This is a genomic window from Rhizobium sp. AN6A (assembly GCF_900215635.1).
Classification (GTDB): Bacteria; Pseudomonadota; Alphaproteobacteria; order Rhizobiales; family Rhizobiaceae; genus Agrobacterium; species Agrobacterium tumefaciens.
The window spans coordinates 930,318-949,266 of record NZ_OCNC01000004.1 but is presented as its reverse complement, the minus strand read 5'-3'; the positions used below and the strand labels follow the sequence as shown (position 1 = coordinate 949,266).

The following is an 18,949-nucleotide window of genomic DNA, read 5'->3' as shown; positions in this document are numbered from 1 at the left end:
ATGGGTGTCGGCGGGGAGGAGAAGAAGCGGTCGGTTGCCTTTATCGGCACCGGCCCTGATGGGCGGGCCGATGGCCCGACGTCTGCTGGGCGCGGGCTTTTCGGTTGCGGTGTGGAACCGCAGCGTCGAAAAGGCTGAGGCGCTGGTAGCCGATGGCGCGGTTCTCGCGGGATCGCCGGCCGAAGCCGCCAGGGGTGCCGATATCGTCATCACCATGCTGAGCGACGGCAAAGCCGTGGGCGAGGTGCTGTTCGAGGCGGGTGTGGCCGAGGTGCTGGAAAAAGGCGCTGTGGTCATCGACAGCAGCTCGATTGCACCGCCTATTGCGCGCGAACACTCCTCCAGGCTGCAGGCAATGGGCATTCATCATGTCGATGCGCCGGTCTCCGGCGGTGTGCCGGGCGCAACGGCGGGTACGCTCGCGATCATGGCCGGTGGCGATGAGGCGCTGATCTCCGGTCTTTCGGATTTCTTCGCGCCGATGGGCAGGCTCACCTATGTCGGCCCCGCCGGTGCGGGACAGCTTTGCAAACTCGCCAACCAGCAGATCGTCGCCATCACCATCGGCGCGGTTGCCGAGGCGATGATGCTTGTGGAAGCGGGGGGGGCATCCCGCGAAGGGTTCCGCAACGCCATACGTGGCGGTTTTGCCGAAAGCCGGATACTGGAATTACACGGCGAACGCATGGTGAAGCGCAATTTCGCGCCAGGCGGACCCTCCAAGTTCCAGCTCAAGGATCTGAACGGGGTGCTGGCGACGGCGAAGGATTTGTCCCTGACGTTGCCTTTGACCCAGCAGGTGACGCGGGAGTTCGATGATTTCGTCAGCGATGGTGGAGCCGATATCGACCATAGCGGTATCCTGCTTTACCTCGAAAAACTCAACAACCGGGAACAGGGCTGAGGCGGTCTCATGAGCGACGACAAGACACCCGTGCGGCGGCTGCGATCCCAGGACTGGTTCGACAACCCTGACCATCTCGACATGACGGCGCTCTATCTGGAGCGCTTCATGAATTATGGCGTGACGCCGGAAGAGCTGCGTTCCGGCAAGCCGGTCATCGGCATTGCCCAGAGCGGCAGCGACCTGACGCCCTGCAACCGCGTCCATGTCGAACTGGTCAAGCGGGTGCGCGATGGTATCCGTGATGCGGGCGGCATCCCCATCGAGTTTCCGACCCATCCGATGTTCGAAAACTGCAAGCGACCGACAGCGGCGCTTGACCGCAATCTTGCCTATCTCAGCCTGGTGGAAGTGCTTTACGGTTATCCGCTCGATGGCGTCGTGTTGACCACGGGCTGCGACAAGACCACGCCTTCGGCGCTGATGGCGGCAAGCACGGTTGATATTCCAGCCATCGTCTTATCCGGCGGGCCGATGCTCGACGGATACCATGACGGCGATCTGGTTGGTTCCGGCACGGTCATCTGGCGCATGCGCCGCAAATACGGCGCCGGCGAAATCACCCGCGAGGAATTCCTGCAGGCGGCGCTGGAATCCGCTCCGTCGGTCGGCCACTGCAACACCATGGGCACGGCCTCTACCATGAATGCCATTGCGGAAGCGCTCGGCATGTCGCTCACCGGCTGCGGCGCAATCCCGGCCGCTTACCGCGAACGCGGCCAGATGGCCTATCGCACCGGCCGCCGCGCCGTCGAACTGGTTGTCGAGAATATCAAGCCTTCCGATATCATGACGCGCGAAGCGTTCCTGAACGCGATCCGCGTCAATTCGGCAATCGGCGGCTCCACCAATGCCCAGCCGCATCTGGCGGCGATGGCGAAACATGCGGGCGTCGACCTTCGCGAGGAAGACTGGCAGGTTCACGGTTATGACATTCCGCTCCTCGCCAATGTCCAGCCCGCCGGCAAATGGCTGGGTGAGAAATATCACCGTGCCGGCGGTACGCCCGCCATCATGTGGGAGCTTCTGAAGGCAGGCAAGCTTGATGGGAGCTGTCCGACCGTGACCGGCAAAACCATGGCGGAAAATCTGGACGGGCGGGAATCGACCGACCGCGATGTGATCCTGCCTTACGATAAGCCGCTCAAGGAACGGGCCGGCTTCCTCGTCCTCAAGGGCAATCTGTTCGATTTCGCCATCATGAAGACGAGCGTGATTTCGGCTGAATTCCGGCAGCGTTATCTGAGCGAGCCGGGCCGTGAGGGAATTTTCGAAGGTAAATGTGTGGTTTTCGATGGTTCGGAAGACTATCACGCCCGTATCAACGATCCTTCTCTCGATATCGATGAGCGCACCATTCTCGTCATTCGCGGGGCCGGACCGCTCGGCTGGCCGGGTTCGGCTGAAGTCGTCAACATGCAGCCGCCGGACGCGCTATTGAAAAAAGGCATCACCAGCCTGCCGACAATCGGCGACGGCCGGCAATCGGGCACGGCAGACAGCCCGTCGATCCTCAATGCCTCGCCAGAAAGTGCCGCCGGTGGAGGACTGGCATGGCTTCGCACCGGTGATGTGATCCGCATCGATTTCAATCAGGGCAAGTGCGACGCACTGGTACCGGATGCAGAGCTTGCTGCCCGAAAGGCCGATGGCATTCCTGCGGTGCCTGCGGATGCCACGCCCTGGCAGCGCATCTATCGTCAATCGGTGACCCAGCTTTCGGACGGCGCGGTTCTGGAAGGAGCCGCGGATTTCCGCCGGATTGCCGAGAAGATGCCCCGGCACAACCACTGACCATTCACGGACAAGAGCATGACAAAAAATCCCCGGCCAAGACCGGGGATTTTTCTTGTCCAGCCGGTTTCACTATTGATTGCTACCTCCTAATGTACACCCAACATCCGCATTACAGGGGCAGGGCATGACAGATATTTCGATGATCGAGGCGGCGCGCCAGCGCATCGGCGAACATGCGGTGCGGACACCGCTTCTGTCGTCGCATTTTCTGGATGAGATTGCCGGGCGGAAGCTTTTCGTAAAGGCCGAGTGCCTGCAAAGAACGGGTTCCTTCAAATTTCGCGGTGGCTGGTCGGCGGTATCCGGTCTGCCAGCCGATGTGCGCGCCCGTGGCGTGATAGCCTTTTCCTCGGGCAACCATGCGCAGGGCGTCGCGCTTGCTGCTCGTCTGCACGGCGTGCCTGCCGTCATCATCATGCCGTCCGATGCGCCAAAGATCAAAATCGACAATACCCGCGACTATGGTGCGGAAGTGGTTCTCTATGACCGGGCGAATGACGATCGCGACGCCATTGGCGATCGCCTGTCGAGCGAGCGCGGACTGACCCTGATCAGGCCGTACGACGAACCGCTGGTGATTGCAGGGCAGGGGACTGTCGGGCTGGAAATCGCCGAACAGGGCTTGGAACTCGGTATCGATGCGGCCGAGGTTCTCGTGCCCTGCGGCGGCGGCGGCCTCACATCCGGCATCTCCCTTGCCCTTGCGGCGAAAGCGCCGACCTACAAGGTCAGGACGTCAGAACCCGAGCGGTTCGACGATGTGGCGCGCTCACTCGCAACGGGCAGGATTGAGCGGAATGCAACGACTTCCGGTTCGATCTGCGATGCAATCGTCACGCCTCAGCCGGGTAACATCACCTTCCCGATTATGGTTGGGCTTTGCGGAAAAGGCATTGCCGTGACCGAAGAGGAAGCACTGCGGGCCATGGTTCTCGCCTTCAACAGGCTGAAGGTCGTCGTCGAGCCGGGCGGCGCGGTGGCCTTGGCGGCGGCGCTGTTTCACGGCAACGAGCTGGGGAGCGAAACGGTGATTGCTGTTGCCTCCGGCGGCAATGTCGATCCGGAGATCATGGCGAGCGCACTGTCCCGTTTCGGCTGAGATCAGGGTGGGATCAGGCCTCGAGCCGTGTCGCAACCTCGTTGGCTATCGCCAGTGAGGCGGTGAGGCCGGGACTTTCGATGCCGAAAAGATTGACGAGACCGGCAAGGCCGTGGGTTTCCGGCCCGTCGATGCGAAAATCCATTGCCGGTTCGTCGGGTCCTGAAATCTTCGGCCGGATGCCCGAATAGGCCGGGATCAGCGCATGTTCTGGTAGGCCCGGCCAATAGCGGCGGATCGCGTCGCCAAAACCCTCCATGCGGCGGGGATCGACGGCATAATCAATGGTGTCGACCCACTCCACATCCGGCCCGAAACGGGCCTGACCGGCGAGATCCAGCGTCAGATGCACGCCAAGGCCGTGAGCATGCGGTGCGGGGTAGATGAGCCGTGAAAAAGGCGACTTGCCGGTCAGCGAAAAATAGCTGCCCTTGGCGAAACGCGCCTCCGGGATCGTGTGCTTCGGCAATCGCTCGATCTGTTTTGCCGCCAGCGGTGCCAGAAGGCCGGCGGAATTGACGAGTATCCGGCATGTCAGGCTGAGAGGCTCTTTCCCACCCACGTAAACCCGGAAACCGTTGCCGGCCGCTTCGGCCCTTTCGAACGGTGCATTGAGGGCGAGGGCTGCACCATGGTCTTGCGCGTCGCCGAGCAGTGCCAGCATATAACCATGGCTATCAATGATGCCGGTCGAAGGTGAAAGCAGGGCCGCTACGCAGGTGAGCGCAGGCTCGAGCGACAGCGCCTGCGTGGCATCGATCAGTTCGAGGTCGTCGCAGCCATTGGCGTTACCCTTTTCCTTGAGGGCCGCCAACAGAGCCGTCTCGTCCGCGTTCGCTGCCACGATGAGTTTACCGCAGCGGCGGTGCGAAATGCCATGGCTCTGGCAGAACGCATAAAGCCGCTCCCTGCCTTCAACGCAAAGGCGTGCCTTGAGGCTGCCTTCAGGATAATAAAGCCCGGCGTGGATAACCTCGCTGTTGCGCGAAGAGGTGGCGGAACCGAATTCCTTTTCGCCTTCGAGGATGATGACGGAAAGACCACGCATCGCCAGCTCGCGGGCCGTCGCCAGTCCGATCACCCCGGCTCCTATGATGATGGCGTCGATATCCGTCATGGTCCTTATCCGAGCCTGCCAATGATTTTGAACGGAAATGCCGTCTGCGACGTTGATCCTGCGCAATGGGTAGATTGATGCTTGTCCGGCGGCAAGTCGCGATCCGTATTTTTCCCAATGCGCCGAACTTATGGAATTTTATCTCTACTGAAACAGTGGGGAATAAAGCTATTCTTTAGGGGAAATAAGCAGTGCCTGCTTTGACGGGCCGAGCAAGGAAGGGAGTTGTACAATGTCTTATTCCAAGGCCGGAAAAGCAAAAGACTTTGTCTCGCAGCCCCAGTCGCAACGAAACTGGAGAGATTCGGTTCACGCGGCTCTTGTCGGCGTGTGCGTGGCTTTTGTCGCCGCGGTCATACTCGGTCTCGTTCCCTGATCCTCCCAGATTTTCTCATCAGGAAACGTGAGAAAAAAAGGCCGGTCGCTCCTCCGACCGGCCTTTTTATATTCATTCACGCCTTGAGATAATCCTCCGCCAGATCGACCCAGAAGGCGGTTCCGATTGGCAGGATATCGTCGTTGAAGTCGAATTTCGGATGGTGCAGCGGCGGGTCGTTTTCGGTGCGCGCGGTGCCGAGGAAGAAGTAGCAGCCGGGCCGTTTTTCAAGCATGTAGGCGAAGTCTTCCGCGCCCATGGACGGGCGCTGCATTTCAACCACTTTTTCCGCCCCGGCGAAACGACGGGCGAGACCGGCGACATAGTCCGTTTCCGCCTTGTGGTTGACGGTCGCATTGTAGCCGCGCTCGTAATCGAGCGTGACACTCATGCCATAGCTGGCCGCCTGGCCTTCGGCTATCGCCCGGATGCGCTTTTCCAGTTCGTTGCGCACACCCGCGTCGAAGGAACGGATGGTGAGCAGCATTTCCGCCTTCTCGGGAATGACGTTGCTCGCAACGCCAGCATGGAATGCGCCAACCGTGACGACCGCCGACAGTTGCGGATGGATGTTACGGGACACCACCGTCTGCAAGGCCATGATGATGCTTGCGCCCGCAACGATGGGGTCGGCCGCATCCTGCGGTTCGGCGCCGTGGCCGCCATATCCGTTGACGGTGATCCTGCATTCATCGACGGCGGCGAGGATGGGGCCGTCACGCAGGACGAATTGTCCGAAGGGCACGCCGGGATCGTTATGGAGGGCAAAAACCGCATCACATGGGAAGCGGTCGAACAGTCCGTCCTCGATCATGATGCGGGCGCCGCCGAAATTCTCCTCCGCCGGCTGGAAGATCAGATGCAGGGTCCCATCGAAATTCCTGCGTTCGGCGATGATCTTCGCGGCTCCCAGGAGCATGGCCGTGTGTCCGTCATGGCCGCAGGCATGCATGACGCCATCATTGGCGCTTGCATATTCCGCTCCGGTTTCCTCACGGATCGGCAGGGCATCGATATCGGCGCGAATGCCGAGCGTGCGGGTACTGTCGCCATTGCGGAGTGTGGCGACGATACCGGTTCCGGCAAGTCCGCGCGTTACTTCGTAACCCATTTCCACCAGCTGCCCGGCAATGAAATCCGAGGTCTGGAATTCGGAAAGACCGATTTCGGGATGCCGGTGCAGGTGGCGGCGGATTGCCACCACATCCGGCATATGGTTGGCGAAGGAGGCAATGTTTGCGGTCTGTCTGGTCATTTTCGAAGTCCCTGGTTACGCCGCTTTTTTCCAGCGCTTTTTGCAAATTTCATAGCAGCATATACGCGGGCATGTAAGGGGCGTTCCCGGAGCCGGAATGCCTTGAAATTCATCGCTTGCATCGTATCGCGACAGGTGGCATGGAACTATAGACGTCCTGGGGCATTAGCGTTTCGGATGTGGCGCAGGCCTTCTCGGCCTCGCGTTGCCCTTCAGGTGTCAAAGGGGGACTATCTGACGTTGCGCGAACAATTTTCGCCGTGGGGGAAGGTGCGAAATCCGGTTGGAACGGCATTGCCGGGCCATAGGGCGAAATTTTCCTGTCGTCGAAAATCCATTCTCCGCAGAGATCCCCGGCTTTGCATGGTCGGAGGGATCGCGCAGCAAAACGCCGTGCTTGCGGATATTCGCCGTTTGACGATGCGTTGCACACAACGTCTGATCCGGTTCACCGAAGGTTCAGGATAAGTCATAAATATAGCGTGGCCCGATTTCGTGCGTATTCCCGCCACGGACGAAACGCCGGTCAAGTCGAACAATTCTCCATAAAGTTCAGAATACGAGCCGATGTCATTTCATATTACCCCGACCGCCGCCGCCCGTGATTCCGAGACGAAGCAGATCGATCACAATGATTCGATCCGCGCGTCCTATATGACGGTCGAGGAACTGCATGATGCCGGTGCCGCGCTTTCGCGCGACGGTGCCGATACCCTTCCCGGCTTCATGGAGTTCGACTTCTTCGAGCGCCACCGTGAGAACGAGAAGGAAATCCTGCGTGTCTACCGCACAACGGCCGTCGACGCGGAAAATGGCGCGACGATAACGCCGGCGGCGGAATGGCTGCTCGACAACCACTACGTCATCGAAGAGGCGATCCAGGAAGTCCGCCGCGATTTTCCGCGCAAGTTCTATCGCCAGCTGCCGACAATGACGGTGGGCGGCGTGACGATCCCGCGGGTCATGGCGCTCGGCTGGCTTTATGTCGCGCATACCCACAGCACGGTTTCGCGCGAGAACATGACGGCGCTGGTGGATGGCTACCAGACGTCGAAGACGCTGCAGATCGGCGAATTGTGGGCGCTGCCCTCCATCATCCGTTTCGTCCTCATCGAAAATCTTCGCCGCATCTCCATTCGCGTGGAACGCTCGCGCCGCATGCGCCAGAAGGCGAATGAAGTCGTCGACGAAATCATTCGCCTGAACGATGCGGAAGCCTCCGCAGCGCTTCTCAAGCAGGTCGATTCGCTGGTCGATGACCCGACATTTGCGACGCAGTTCCTCTATCGCCTCAGAAACGGCTCGCAGACTTCGGGTTTTGCGGTAGCCTGGCTTGAAGAACGCCTGCATGCTGCGGGCACCGATGCTGAAAACGTCATGATGTCGGAACACAACCGGCTGGCCTCAGGCAATGTGACGATGGGCAATATCGTCAAGAGCCTGAGGGAAATCGACGATACCGAATGGTCTGTGTGGTTCGAGGAAGTCAGCCATATCGACAAGGTCCTGCGCGAGGAAACCGATTACGAGATTCTCGATTTCGGTTCGCGCAACACCTATCGCAACACGATCGAGCTTCTGGCGCGTCGCTCCCCCAAGACAGAGGTAGAGGTCGCGCGTGCCGCCGTGGAAATGGCGAGATCCGGCGAGCCTGCCGAGGTGTCTGAAAACCATCGCGTCAATGTCGGCTCCGTACTCGTCGGCCAGCGCCGGTTCGAGCTTGAAAAGGTGCTCGCTTACAGGCCGCTGGTCTCGCAGCATATCGTCCGGTCAATGCGCAAGTTCAACTGGCTGGCAATTGCAGCGCCAGTGTTTCTCATCACCGCGCTCGTCATGCTTGCCGTCGGCTGGTTCCTGGCCGAAGCGGGCATGCCCTGGTATGTGGTGACCGCATTCCTCTTGATGTTTGCATTGCCTGCTTCGGAAGGCGCGACCGGTCTGTTCAACACGCTCGTCACTTTCTTCGTGAAGCCGTTCCGGTTGGTCGGATACGAGTTCAAGAACGGTATTCCACAGGACGCCCGCACGCTTGTTGCCGTGCCCTGCATGTTGACCAGCCGCGACAGCGTCGACGAGATGATGCGCAATATCGAGGTGCATTATCTCGCCAACCCGCATGGCGAGATTTATTTCGCGCTGGTCAGCGACTGGCGCGATGCCCAGTATGAGCAATCCGGCGACGATCTCGAGATTCTCGAATATGCCAAGCGCGAACTGGCGGCGCTGAACAGCCGTTATGCCTTCGATGGCAAGACGCGTTTTTACCTGCTGCACCGCCGCCGCATCTACAACCCGTCCGAAGGCTGCTGGATGGGCTGGGAGCGCAAGCGTGGCAAGCTGCATGAACTGAACATGCTGCTGCGCGGCGACAAGGACACGACATTCCTCGGTGGCGCCAATATCGTGCCGGCCGATGTCAAATACGTCATGACGCTGGATGCCGATACGCGCCTGATGCGCGATGCGGTGACCAAACTCGTCGGCAAGATGCATCACCCGATCAACCGCCCCGTCATCGATCCGGTCTCGGGACGTGTGGTTGAAGGTTATGGCCTGTTGCAGCCGCGCGTTACGCCTTCGCTGACGACGGGCAAGGATGCCTCCGTCTTCCAGCGTGTCTTCTCGATCAATCGCGGTATCGACCCTTACGTTTTCACCGTTTCCGACGTTTATCAGGACCTGACCTCCGAAGGCACCTTTACCGGCAAGGGTCTTTACGACGTGGATGCCTTCGAGGCGGCGCTCAAGGGCCGGATCGAGGAAAACTCCATCCTCAGCCATGATTTGCTCGAAGGATCCTTTGCGCGCTGCGCGCTGGTGACCGATGTGGAACTGGTCGAGGATTTCCCGACCCGCTACGAGGTGGAAGTCTCGCGCCAGCATCGCTGGGCGCGTGGCGACTGGCAGCTGCTTCCCTATATTCTCGACCGCGCCCGTGGTGTTACCGCGATCGGCCGGTGGAAGATGGTCGATAACCTGCGCCGTTCGCTGACGCCGATTGCCTGGTTCTTCGCCTCGATCCTCGGCTGGTATTTCATGGACCCGCTCGGTGCGCTGATCTGGCAGATCCTGCTGATCTTCTCGCTGTTCGTCGCTCCGACGCTCTCGTTGCTTTCCGGCCTCGTGCCGCGCTCGACTGACATCGTGCCGCAGGCGCATTTCCACACCATCTGGTCGGAAATCCGCGCCACCAATGCGCAGGTTGCGCTGCGTATCGTCTTCATTGCCGATTCTGCCTGCATGATGACGGATGCAATTGTCCGTTCGCTCTACCGTCTGCTCGTCAGCCACAAGCTGATGCTGGAATGGCGCACCGCCGCCAGCATGCAGTCTAGCGCCCAGGGCGGCATCACCTATTATTTCCGCCAGATGTGGCATGCGCCTGTTGTGGCCATGCTCGGCCTGTTGTTTGCGGCGCTGCCCGGTGACAATGCCTTCCTGATCGGCATTCCCTTCACATTGCTCTGGGTTCTGTCTCCCGCCGTTGCCTGGTATGTCAGCCAGTCGGCGGAAACAGAAGACCGGCTGTTCGTTTCGGAACACGTCTCTTTCGAGCTTCGCAAGATCGCGCGTCGCACATGGCGTTATTACGAAGCCTTCGTGACGCCGCAGGAAAACCACCTGCCGCCGGACAACTTCCAGGAAACGCCCGAGCCGATCGTTGCCTCGCGTACATCGCCTACCAATATCGGCGTTTACCTGCTTTCCATCATTTCGGCGCGCCAGTTTGGCTGGATCAGCTTTGCCGATACGCTGGAGCGGATCGAGAACACGATCCAGACCGTCGAGAAGATGGAGAAACATCGTGGCCATCTCTACAACTGGTACCATACGGACACGCTGCAGACGCTTGGCCCCCGTTACGTTTCGGCGGTGGACAGCGGTAATCTCGCCGGTCACCTGATTGCGGTTTCGTCTGCCTGCCGCCAGTGGGCGGAAGCGCCTTCCGCGCATCTTCAGGGTAATCTCGACGGTATCGGTGATCTCGCCGGTATTCTGCGCGAAACGCTGAAAGCGCTGCCTGACGACCGCAAGAACCTGCGTCCGCTGCATCGCCGCCTCGAAGAACGCATCATCGGTTTTTCGAACGCTCTTGCCTCGGTCAAGCGCGAGCATGAATTCGCATCGATCCGCGTCATCAATCTTGCGGTACTCGCGCGCGACATCCAGAAGCTCGCTACCAATGTCGATCACGAAGTGAAGTCTGCGCAGAGCGCGGAAGTGACCCGCTGGGCGCAATTGCTCGTGGATTGCTGCGAGGCGCATATTTCAGACAGCGCCATCGACCTCACCAATATGGAACCGCTGCGCCAGCGTCTTGCATCGCTGCGCGACCGCAGCCGCAACCTCGCTTTCTCGATGGATTTCACGTTCCTCTATCGCAAGGATCGCCGTCTTCTTTCGATCGGCTACCGCGTCGAAAGCAAGGAACTGGACGAGGCCTGCTACGACCTTCTGGCGTCCGAATGCCGCCTGACCAGCCTGTTTGCCATCGCCAAGGGCGATCTGCCGACCGAGCACTGGTACCGTCTCGGCCGCCAGGTCGTGCCGATCGGTGCGCAGGGCGCGTTGGTCTCCTGGTCGGGTTCGATGTTCGAATATCTGATGCCTCCGCTCGTCATGCAGGAGCGTCAGGGTGGCATTCTCAACCAGACCAACAATCTGATCGTCAAGGAACAGATGAACCACGGCCGCCGTCTCGGCACGCCATGGGGTATTTCCGAAGCGGCGTTCAACGCCCGCGATCACAATATGAACTACCAGTACACCAACTTCGGCGTGCCGACGCTTGGCCTCAAGCGCGGTCTCGGCCAGAATGCTGTCATCGCGCCCTATGCGTCGATCCTCGCCAGCCAGTACGATCCTGACGGTGCGCTGGAAAACCTCGACAAGCTGCGCAAGCTTGGCGCGCTTGGCCAGTACGGCTTCCATGATGCCGTGGATTTCACGCCGACACGTGTGCCTGACGGCAAGGTCTGCGCGGTGGTCTACAACTATTATGCCCACCACCACGGCATGTCGATCGCGGCTGTCGCCAACGTCGCCTTTGACGGTGTGTTGCGCGAACTCTTCCATTCCGACCCGGTAATCGAGGCGGCCGAACTCCTGTTGCAGGAAAAGGCACCGCGCGAAGTGCCTGTCATGAGCGCCAAATACGAGCCGGAAACCCCCGGCAAGGAACAGGCCGACCTGCTGCGTGCGGAAGTGCGCTCCATTGCCGACCCGGCCGTTCGCGACCGCGAAGTGGTTTTCCTGTCGAACGGCCATTATTCGACGATGCTCACCTCAACGGGTGCGGGATATTCGAAATGGAACGGTCAGGCGATTTCCCGCTGGAAGGCCGATCCGACCGAAGATCGTTGGGGAACCTTCATCTTCCTGCGCGATACCACCAATGGACAATGGTGGAGTGCGACGGCTGAGCCGCGTGTCATCGAAGGCGAAAAGACCAAGACGATCTTCACCGACGACAAGGCCGAATTCCACAAGAATGTCGGCGATCTGCAGAGCGTCGTTGAATGCATCGTCGCCACCGAGCACGATGCCGATGGCCGCCGCGTCACGCTGCTCAATGTCGGTTCCGAGGATCGTTACATTGAAGTGACCTCCTATATGGAGCCGGTCATTGCGTCGGAAGACGACGACAACGCCCATCCGCTGTTCTCGCGCATGTTCGTGCAGACGGAGATCGGCCGGCGCGGCGATGTCATCCGCGCCTGGCGTAACCGCCGCAGCCCGAACGAGCCCGGCACGATCATCGCGCATCTTGCTGCGGATAACGCCGGTCCATCGCGCCCGACGGAGTTCGAGACGGACCGTGCCAAGTTCATCGGTCGCGGCCGATCGCTCGGTGAAGCGGCTGCATTCGATACCGGTGCCACGCTTTCCAACACCGACGGCTTTACGCTCGATCCGATCCTGTCGTTGCGCCGCACTGTGCGCGTACCGGCCGGCAAGAAGGTGAGCGTGATTTTCTGGACGATTGCCGCGCCGAGCCGCGAGGAAGTCGACAAGGCGATCGACCGTTATCGCCATCCGGACGCATTTGCCCATGAACTCGTGCATGCATGGACGCGCACGCAGGTGCAGATGCGCCATGTGGGTGTCACTTCGCAGCAGGCCGCCGCTTTCCAGCATCTCGGCCGTTATCTGACCTATCCGGACATGCATCTGCGCGCGGATTCGGAAACGCTGAAAACGGGTCTTGCTTCGCAGCGGGCGCTTTGGCCGCTTGCCATTTCGGGCGATTTCCCGATCTTCAGCCTGCGTATTAACGACGATATGGACATGGATATCGCCCGTGAGGCGCTCAGCGCCCACGAATATCTGCGTTCGCGCGGTGTGATATTCGATCTCGTCATCGTCAACGAACGGGCCGCGTCGTATGCACAGGATATGCAGCATGCGCTGGATCATATTTCCGAGTCGCAGCGTCGCATCAATCCCGCCGATGGTGGTCGGCCGCATGTGTTCTCCGTTCGCCGCGACTTGATGGACGAAGAGACCTGGAGCGCGCTTCTGGCGGCCTCCCGTGTCGTGCTGCATGTGCGGAATGGCAAGATTGTCGACCAGATCAACCGCGCCGTGTCGCTTTTTGCGGCGCATCGCGGTCCTGACGGCGCGACTGAGGCCGCGCAGGCTCGCCTGCCGGTGCCGGCGTTCCCCGTCGCTGAGGCTGTCGAGGATGCCGGCGATCTCGATTTCTGGAACGGTTTTGGTGGTTTCGCCAAAAGCGGAGAGGAATATGTCGTGCGCCTGCATGGTGGGCAATCCACGCCGCATCCTTGGATCAACGTCATCTCGAACGAAAGTTTCGGCTTCCATGTGTCGGCGGAAGGCGCTGGTTTCACCTGGAGCCGCAATTCCCGTGACTATCAGCTGACACCCTGGAGCAACGATCCAGTCATCAACCGGCCGGGCGAGGCCTTCTATGTTGCCGATGTGGAAACAGGAAAGCTCTATACGCCCTGTGCTGCCCTGTCGCGTGATCCGGAAGCCCTGTTCGAAACCCGTCACGGTCTCGGTTACTCCGTAATGACCGGCAAGACGGATAAGCTTGAAGTCGAGGTGACGCAGACGGTAGACCGTGAAAAGCCGGTCAAGTTCTCGCAGCTCATTGTACGCAACAAGGGTTCGAAAAGCCGCCGCCTGAAAGTCTATGCTTATGTGGAATGGGTGCTGGGCAATAATGGCCAGAAATCTGCGCCGTTCATCCTGAGCAGGCACGATGCCAGCAGCAATGCGATTTTTGCTTCGAACCCTTACAGCATCGACTATAGCACCCGCACTGCCTTCCTGACGCTCGACAGCGAGGCAAGCGGCTTTACCACCAGCCGCCGTGAATTCATCGGCCGCTTCGGTTCTGCACAGGCTCCGCAGGGCATTGTGTCCGGTGCGGCACTGAGTGGCAGCACCGAGGTGGACGGCGACCCCTGTGCTGCACTGATGCAGGAAATCCACCTGAAGCCCGGTGAAGAACGACATATGACCTTCATTCTCGGCGATGCCGACAATGCGGAGGAGGCGGCAACGCTGATCGAGCAAGTCCGTGCGGCGGATTTCCAGTCAGTGCTGGAGGGCAGCAAGGCGTTCTGGACTGGCTTTACCGGCCAGTTGCAGGTTACCACGCCCGATGCCGGCTTCAACCACATGGTCAATAGCTGGTTGCCCTATCAGGCGCTGGCGTGCCGCATCCTGGCGCGCACGGCCTTCTATCAGTCGAGCGGCGCCTTCGGCTTCCGTGACCAGCTTCAGGACACGCTGGCATTCCTGCTCTACCAGCCGGATCTCGCTCGCAAGCAGATCCTGCGTGCGGCAGGCCGCCAGTTTGCGGAAGGCGACGTCCAGCATTGGTGGCTGCCTTTGACCGGTGCCGGTGTTCGCACGACGATCTCTGATGACGTGGTCTGGCTCGCTTATGCGATCAACCAGTATGTCTCGGCTACGGGCGATGCGGCCATCCTTGATGAAAGCATCCCCTTCATCAAGGGACCGGCATTGATGCCGGGGCAGCACGATGCCTTCTTCCAGCCGGAGACAAGCGACAAATCCGCTAGCCTCTACGAACACGCGGCGCTGGCGCTTGATCTCGCCATCCATCGCACCGGCGAAAACGGTCTGCCGCTGATCCTCGGCGGTGACTGGAACGACGGCATGAACCGTGTCGGCATCGGCGGCAAGGGCACCAGTGTCTGGCTTGGCTGGTTCCTGGCCGGTGCGCTTCGCGACTTCATCGCGATCGCCGAAAAGCGCGGTGATGCAGACCGTGTCGGCAGGTGGTCGGCGCATCGCGAAAAGCTTCGCAATGCTCTCGAAACTGCGGGTTGGGACGGCAGCTACTACCGTCGCGGTTATTTCGACGACGGCACGCCGCTCGGTTCCGCCACCAGCGAGGAATGCCAGATCGATTCACTTGGCCAGAGCTGGAGCGTTCTTTCCGGCGAGGGTGAGGAAGGCCGGTCACGGCAGGCGATGGACGCCGTTATTGAGCATCTGGTCGATGAAAAGGCCGGTATCATCCGTCTGTTCACCCCGCCATTCTCGCGGGCGCCGCATGATCCGGGTTATATCAAAGGATATCCGCCGGGTGTGCGCGAAAACGGCGGACAATATACCCACGCGGCGACCTGGGTAGTGCTTGCCCTTGCCAAGCAGGGGCGTGCGCAGGAGGCGTGGAACTGCTTCAAGCTGCTCAACCCGGTCAACCATGCGCTCGACGCGGCATCGTCCGAAACCTATCGAGTCGAACCCTATGTGGTGACCGCCGATGTCTATGGTGAGGGCGCTTATGCGGGTCGCGGCGGCTGGAGCTGGTACACGGGTTCCGCCGGCTGGCTCTATCGCGCCGCAATCGAGGGCATTCTCGGTATCACCCGAACCGAAGGCAAGCTTCACATCGCGCCTTCGCTGCCGGAAGACTGGAGCGGCTTCTCGGTGAAGATCACGCTGGACGGAAAAGCAAAGGACATCGTCGTCAGCCGTAAGGCCGGCACGGCGGAGGTCTCCGTATCCGTGGACGGCAAGCCCCTGTCGGCTGACGATCGGGTGATCCCGTTCGACTGAGACGACCGGCTCTACGTTTGCTTTTAAAGCCAGGCTCCTGCGGCGACGCAGGGGCCTGAACTTTTATTGTGGCTGCCCTGGTATTGTTTATCTGCACGGAGGCGCGGTGACGACTTTGTCCTGGCGGGTATCTCCAGCATCATCTCAATGAGAGAAATGACGCAGCCTCGCGACGCTCTTGCGGGGGCCACCGAGAATGTAAGCCGTGCCCCTCTCGACGTGGCACGTAGGCAGAGCAGTTTTACAGAGCCATGTTTCTGCGCTGTTGGATCGCTGAATGCTGATGGCCAGGCTAAGGCCTGGGCGCTTGCCTGCATTTTCAAGGCACATGTCCGCAGCTTCGCAGACCTTGGAAAACGGACAAAGAAAAAGGGCGGACACCACGGTACCCGCCCTTATTATATTCCGTAAGCCAGAGTGTCAGGAGGCGATGGCTTTCGGCCGGGGCTGGCCCTCGTCTTCCGTCAGCAGGCCGCTGGTGCGCAGCAGCGAGGTGAAGCGTCCGCCACGCTGGCTGAGCTCGTCGAACGTGCCCTTTTCAATGATACGGCCCTGATCGAGGAACAGCACCTGATCGGCATCGCGAACCGTGGAAAGGCGGTGGGCGATGATGAAGGTCGTGCGGTTCATTCTCAGCGCGTCCACGGCGGCCTTAACCCGTGCTTCCGTTTCCACGTCCAGCGCGCTGGTTGCCTCGTCAAGGACCAGGATGGGAGCGTTCTTCAGGATAGCACGCGCAATGGCGATACGCTGGCGCTCGCCACCGGACAGACGGTTGCCGCGTTCACCCACCTGGGTCAGGTAGCCGGTGATACGGCTGTCGATGAAATCCGTCGCAGCAGCAGCTGCTGCTGCTTCCACGACCTCCGCGTCGGTCGCCGATTCGCGACCAAGGCGGATGTTTTCGCGGATGGAGCGGTTCAGAAGGCCAGCATCCTGGAACACCGTGGCGATGGAGTTTCTGAGCGAGTTCTTCGTCACCGTCGAGATGTCGGTTCCATCGATCAGAATCTGGCCTGAATCCGGATCATAGACACGCTGCAGAAGATTGATGAGCGTGGTCTTGCCCGCGCCCGTCGGTCCGACGATGGCAATCGTCTGGCCGGCCTTGGCCGTAAACGAGATGTCGTGGACACCCTGCTTGGTGTTGGCGAAACCGAAGTTGACGTTGCGGAACTCCACGGTGCCGGAGACATTCGACAATTCGCGGGCGTCGCCCGGTTCTTCCCGTTCCTTGACGGAATCCTCCAGCACGAAGAAATCCTCGAGCTTTGCGCGCGCCTCGAAAATCTGGGTCACGAACTGACGCATCTGATCGAGACGGCCGATGAGAAGATTGGCGAAACCGATGAAGGCAATGACGTCACCGACGCGCAATTCGCCGTTCTTCACCAGCACGGTGCCGATGACGAGGATGATCATCATCGAAACGGTGGAGGCAGTGCGGTTCAAGGCACTTGCGAAAGCCCACCAGTCGAGCACCGGATATTGGGCGCTCAGCAGTTTTTCGGTGAAGGATTTCAGCGCTTTCGTTTCAGCCTCGATGCGGTTGTAGCTGTGCAGGACGGACACGTTGCTGATGGAATCGCTGACATGGGCAAAAACGCTGTGATAATGCTCCTCGACCGAAGCCTGGCCGTCCTTGGTGCGGCCCATCACCCACTTGCCGATGAACCAGTAGACGATGCCAAGACCGATCAGGACGAAGCTGAGGCGCAGGTCCATGGCCATGGCTGTCGGAATAAGCAGCATGAGCGCGACGAAAGTCGCCAGATGCGTGCGCATGAATTCGAGCCACAGGCCGAACAGCGTCTCGCTGGCGCGCAGAAGCGTATGCAGCGCGTTCGAAGTGCCGCGCAGATGGTGCCAGGAGAGCGGCATGGAGATGATCCGCCCGAAGGCTTCCGTCAGCAGGGTCGCGCGGCGACCATGGGCCAGCCGGTCGGCCTCGCGGGCAACAGCGACATAAGCCACGGTGTTGAAGACGCCGAAACCCGCCCACAGGATGAGGATGGACGTGACATCGGAGCCGGAAGAGATGGCGTCGATGATCCGTCCAAACAGCACGGGTTCGGCAATGGTGATCGCTGCAAGAATGATGTTGGCGATGACAACGATCAACACCCGCCATTTATGTACGGTCAGATAGCGCAGGGCGCGTGTGTAAACCTGAAACAAGGTCAAATTTTCAATCCAGTCCAGCGTCTGTTTCGAGCGGTTGATTGTTCGGTCTCAATACAATGCTGTTTTAGCAAGGTTGCATGAGACGGCGAAATTTGTGTAATTATCGCTCTTTCAGTCTGAATGGCGGCTTAACAAACCGAGCACGCGTGCGAACCGAAAAAAAACTGAACCCGATGTTTCTATGGGATGCCGTCACAAGATTTTGCATATTCGTTTCAGGGATTGCTAACGACGATATGTTCAGTCTGAACCGACCGGCGCCCGAGTAACATGACGTCCTCGCGGGACCTTGTCCTTCATGTCATCCCTTCCAGCCAAGCTCCGGGCATGTGTCTTTATGCATGATATTCTTCACTTCATCTCTGCGTGCTACCAGGCGGGAAACGCTGATCGTGTTCGCTCAGAATTTGTAACGCTTATTCGCGAATATGGTTTCGAATATTTCCTCGTCAGCCGGCGGATGACCGGGGAGCTCGCTTCCACCGGCCAGATTCTCGCACAACATCTCCCGGAAGGGTGGATCGAGGTCTACCGCGCCAAGAAATATAATCTCGTCGATCCCGTCCGTAAGGTGATCGGCATGGTGCACAAGCCGTTTCAGTGGAAAGAGGCGCTTGAGGGCCTGCCCCGCGCGATGCATCGAAAAAGGGCGAATGTGTTTTTTCACGATGCCGGCCGTTACGGTCTGCAGGGTGGGTATGCCTTTCCGGTGCACGGGCGCGCGGGATTCATCGGCGCGGTGTTCCTTGGCGGTGAGGACCGGCAATTGCCCTCGTTGCACGTTGAGCTGCTGGATGCGGCCACGCGCGCGGTGTTCTGGCGTCTGCTCGATCTTTCAGGTCAGGTCCATAACCTCAACAACGCGCCGAATGTTTCCGCTCTTGAACTTACAAGGCGGGAAATGGAAGTGCTGACGCTGATGGCTGATGGCATGACCTCAACCGAAATTGGACGCCAGCTATCGATCTCCAATCATACGGTCGACTGGTATATCAATGGAATCCAGCGTCGGTTCAGCGCCAAGAACAGGCAGCACACTGTAGCACTCGCCTTTCGCAACGGCTTGCTGAGCTAGTTACGACAGTACGCTTCTCTCCCGAATTGCCCTTTTCAAGACCGGGTTTTGCTGCTTAATTCCGCAGTGCAGCAGAAAT

The 18,949-nt window shown here is 59.8% G+C and carries 7 protein-coding genes and 1 pseudogene; 5 read left to right on the top strand and 3 right to left on the bottom strand.

Annotated elements, in window-relative coordinates:
- The 3 genes and pseudogenes from CRO62_RS17155 (at nt 1) to CRO62_RS17145 (ending at nt 3,800) form a co-directional block, all read left to right on the top strand.
- Nucleotides 1–904: pseudogene (locus CRO62_RS17155) on the top strand (NAD(P)-dependent oxidoreductase).
- A gap of 9 nt (nt 905–913) precedes the next feature.
- Complete coding sequence (locus CRO62_RS17150; RefSeq protein WP_097100983.1) at nt 914–2,698, top strand: IlvD/Edd family dehydratase; 1,785 nt, start codon at nt 914–916, stop codon at nt 2,696–2,698.
- A 127-nt stretch (nt 2,699–2,825) separates the two neighbouring features.
- On the top strand, nt 2,826–3,800 hold the full coding sequence (locus tag CRO62_RS17145; RefSeq protein WP_097100982.1) for a threonine/serine dehydratase: 975 nt from the start codon (nt 2,826–2,828) through the stop codon (nt 3,798–3,800).
- 13 nt (nt 3,801–3,813) lie between these two features.
- On the opposite strand, the gene CRO62_RS17140 is transcribed toward CRO62_RS17145, so the two are convergent.
- A complete protein-coding gene (locus tag CRO62_RS17140; RefSeq protein ID WP_097100981.1) occupies nt 3,814–4,917 on the bottom strand; it encodes an NAD(P)/FAD-dependent oxidoreductase in 1,104 nt (367 codons plus the stop codon).
- 452 nt (nt 4,918–5,369) lie between these two features.
- The gene (locus CRO62_RS17130; RefSeq protein WP_179784555.1) at nt 5,370–6,548 is read right to left on the bottom strand and encodes a M20 aminoacylase family protein; all 1,179 of its coding nucleotides are present in this window, start codon (nt 6,546–6,548) and stop codon (nt 5,370–5,372) included.
- A gap of 567 nt (nt 6,549–7,115) precedes the next feature.
- On the opposite strand from CRO62_RS17130, the gene CRO62_RS17125 reads away from it, so the two are divergent.
- Complete coding sequence (locus CRO62_RS17125; RefSeq protein WP_097100979.1) at nt 7,116–15,611, top strand: GH36-type glycosyl hydrolase domain-containing protein; 8,496 nt, start codon at nt 7,116–7,118, stop codon at nt 15,609–15,611.
- Nucleotides 15,612–16,031: 420 nt separating this feature from the next.
- Here CRO62_RS17125 and CRO62_RS17120 read toward each other — a convergent pair whose 3' ends face one another.
- Nucleotides 16,032–17,795 (bottom strand): glucan ABC transporter ATP-binding protein/ permease, encoded by a 1,764-nt coding sequence (locus CRO62_RS17120; protein ID WP_097100978.1) that lies wholly within the window; start codon nt 17,793–17,795, stop codon nt 16,032–16,034.
- 337 nt (nt 17,796–18,132) lie between these two features.
- On the opposite strand from CRO62_RS17120, the gene CRO62_RS17115 reads away from it, so the two are divergent.
- Nucleotides 18,133–18,870 (top strand): LuxR family transcriptional regulator, encoded by a 738-nt coding sequence (locus CRO62_RS17115; RefSeq protein WP_003516548.1) that lies wholly within the window; start codon nt 18,133–18,135, stop codon nt 18,868–18,870.
- Nucleotides 18,871–18,949 lie beyond the last annotated feature (79 nt).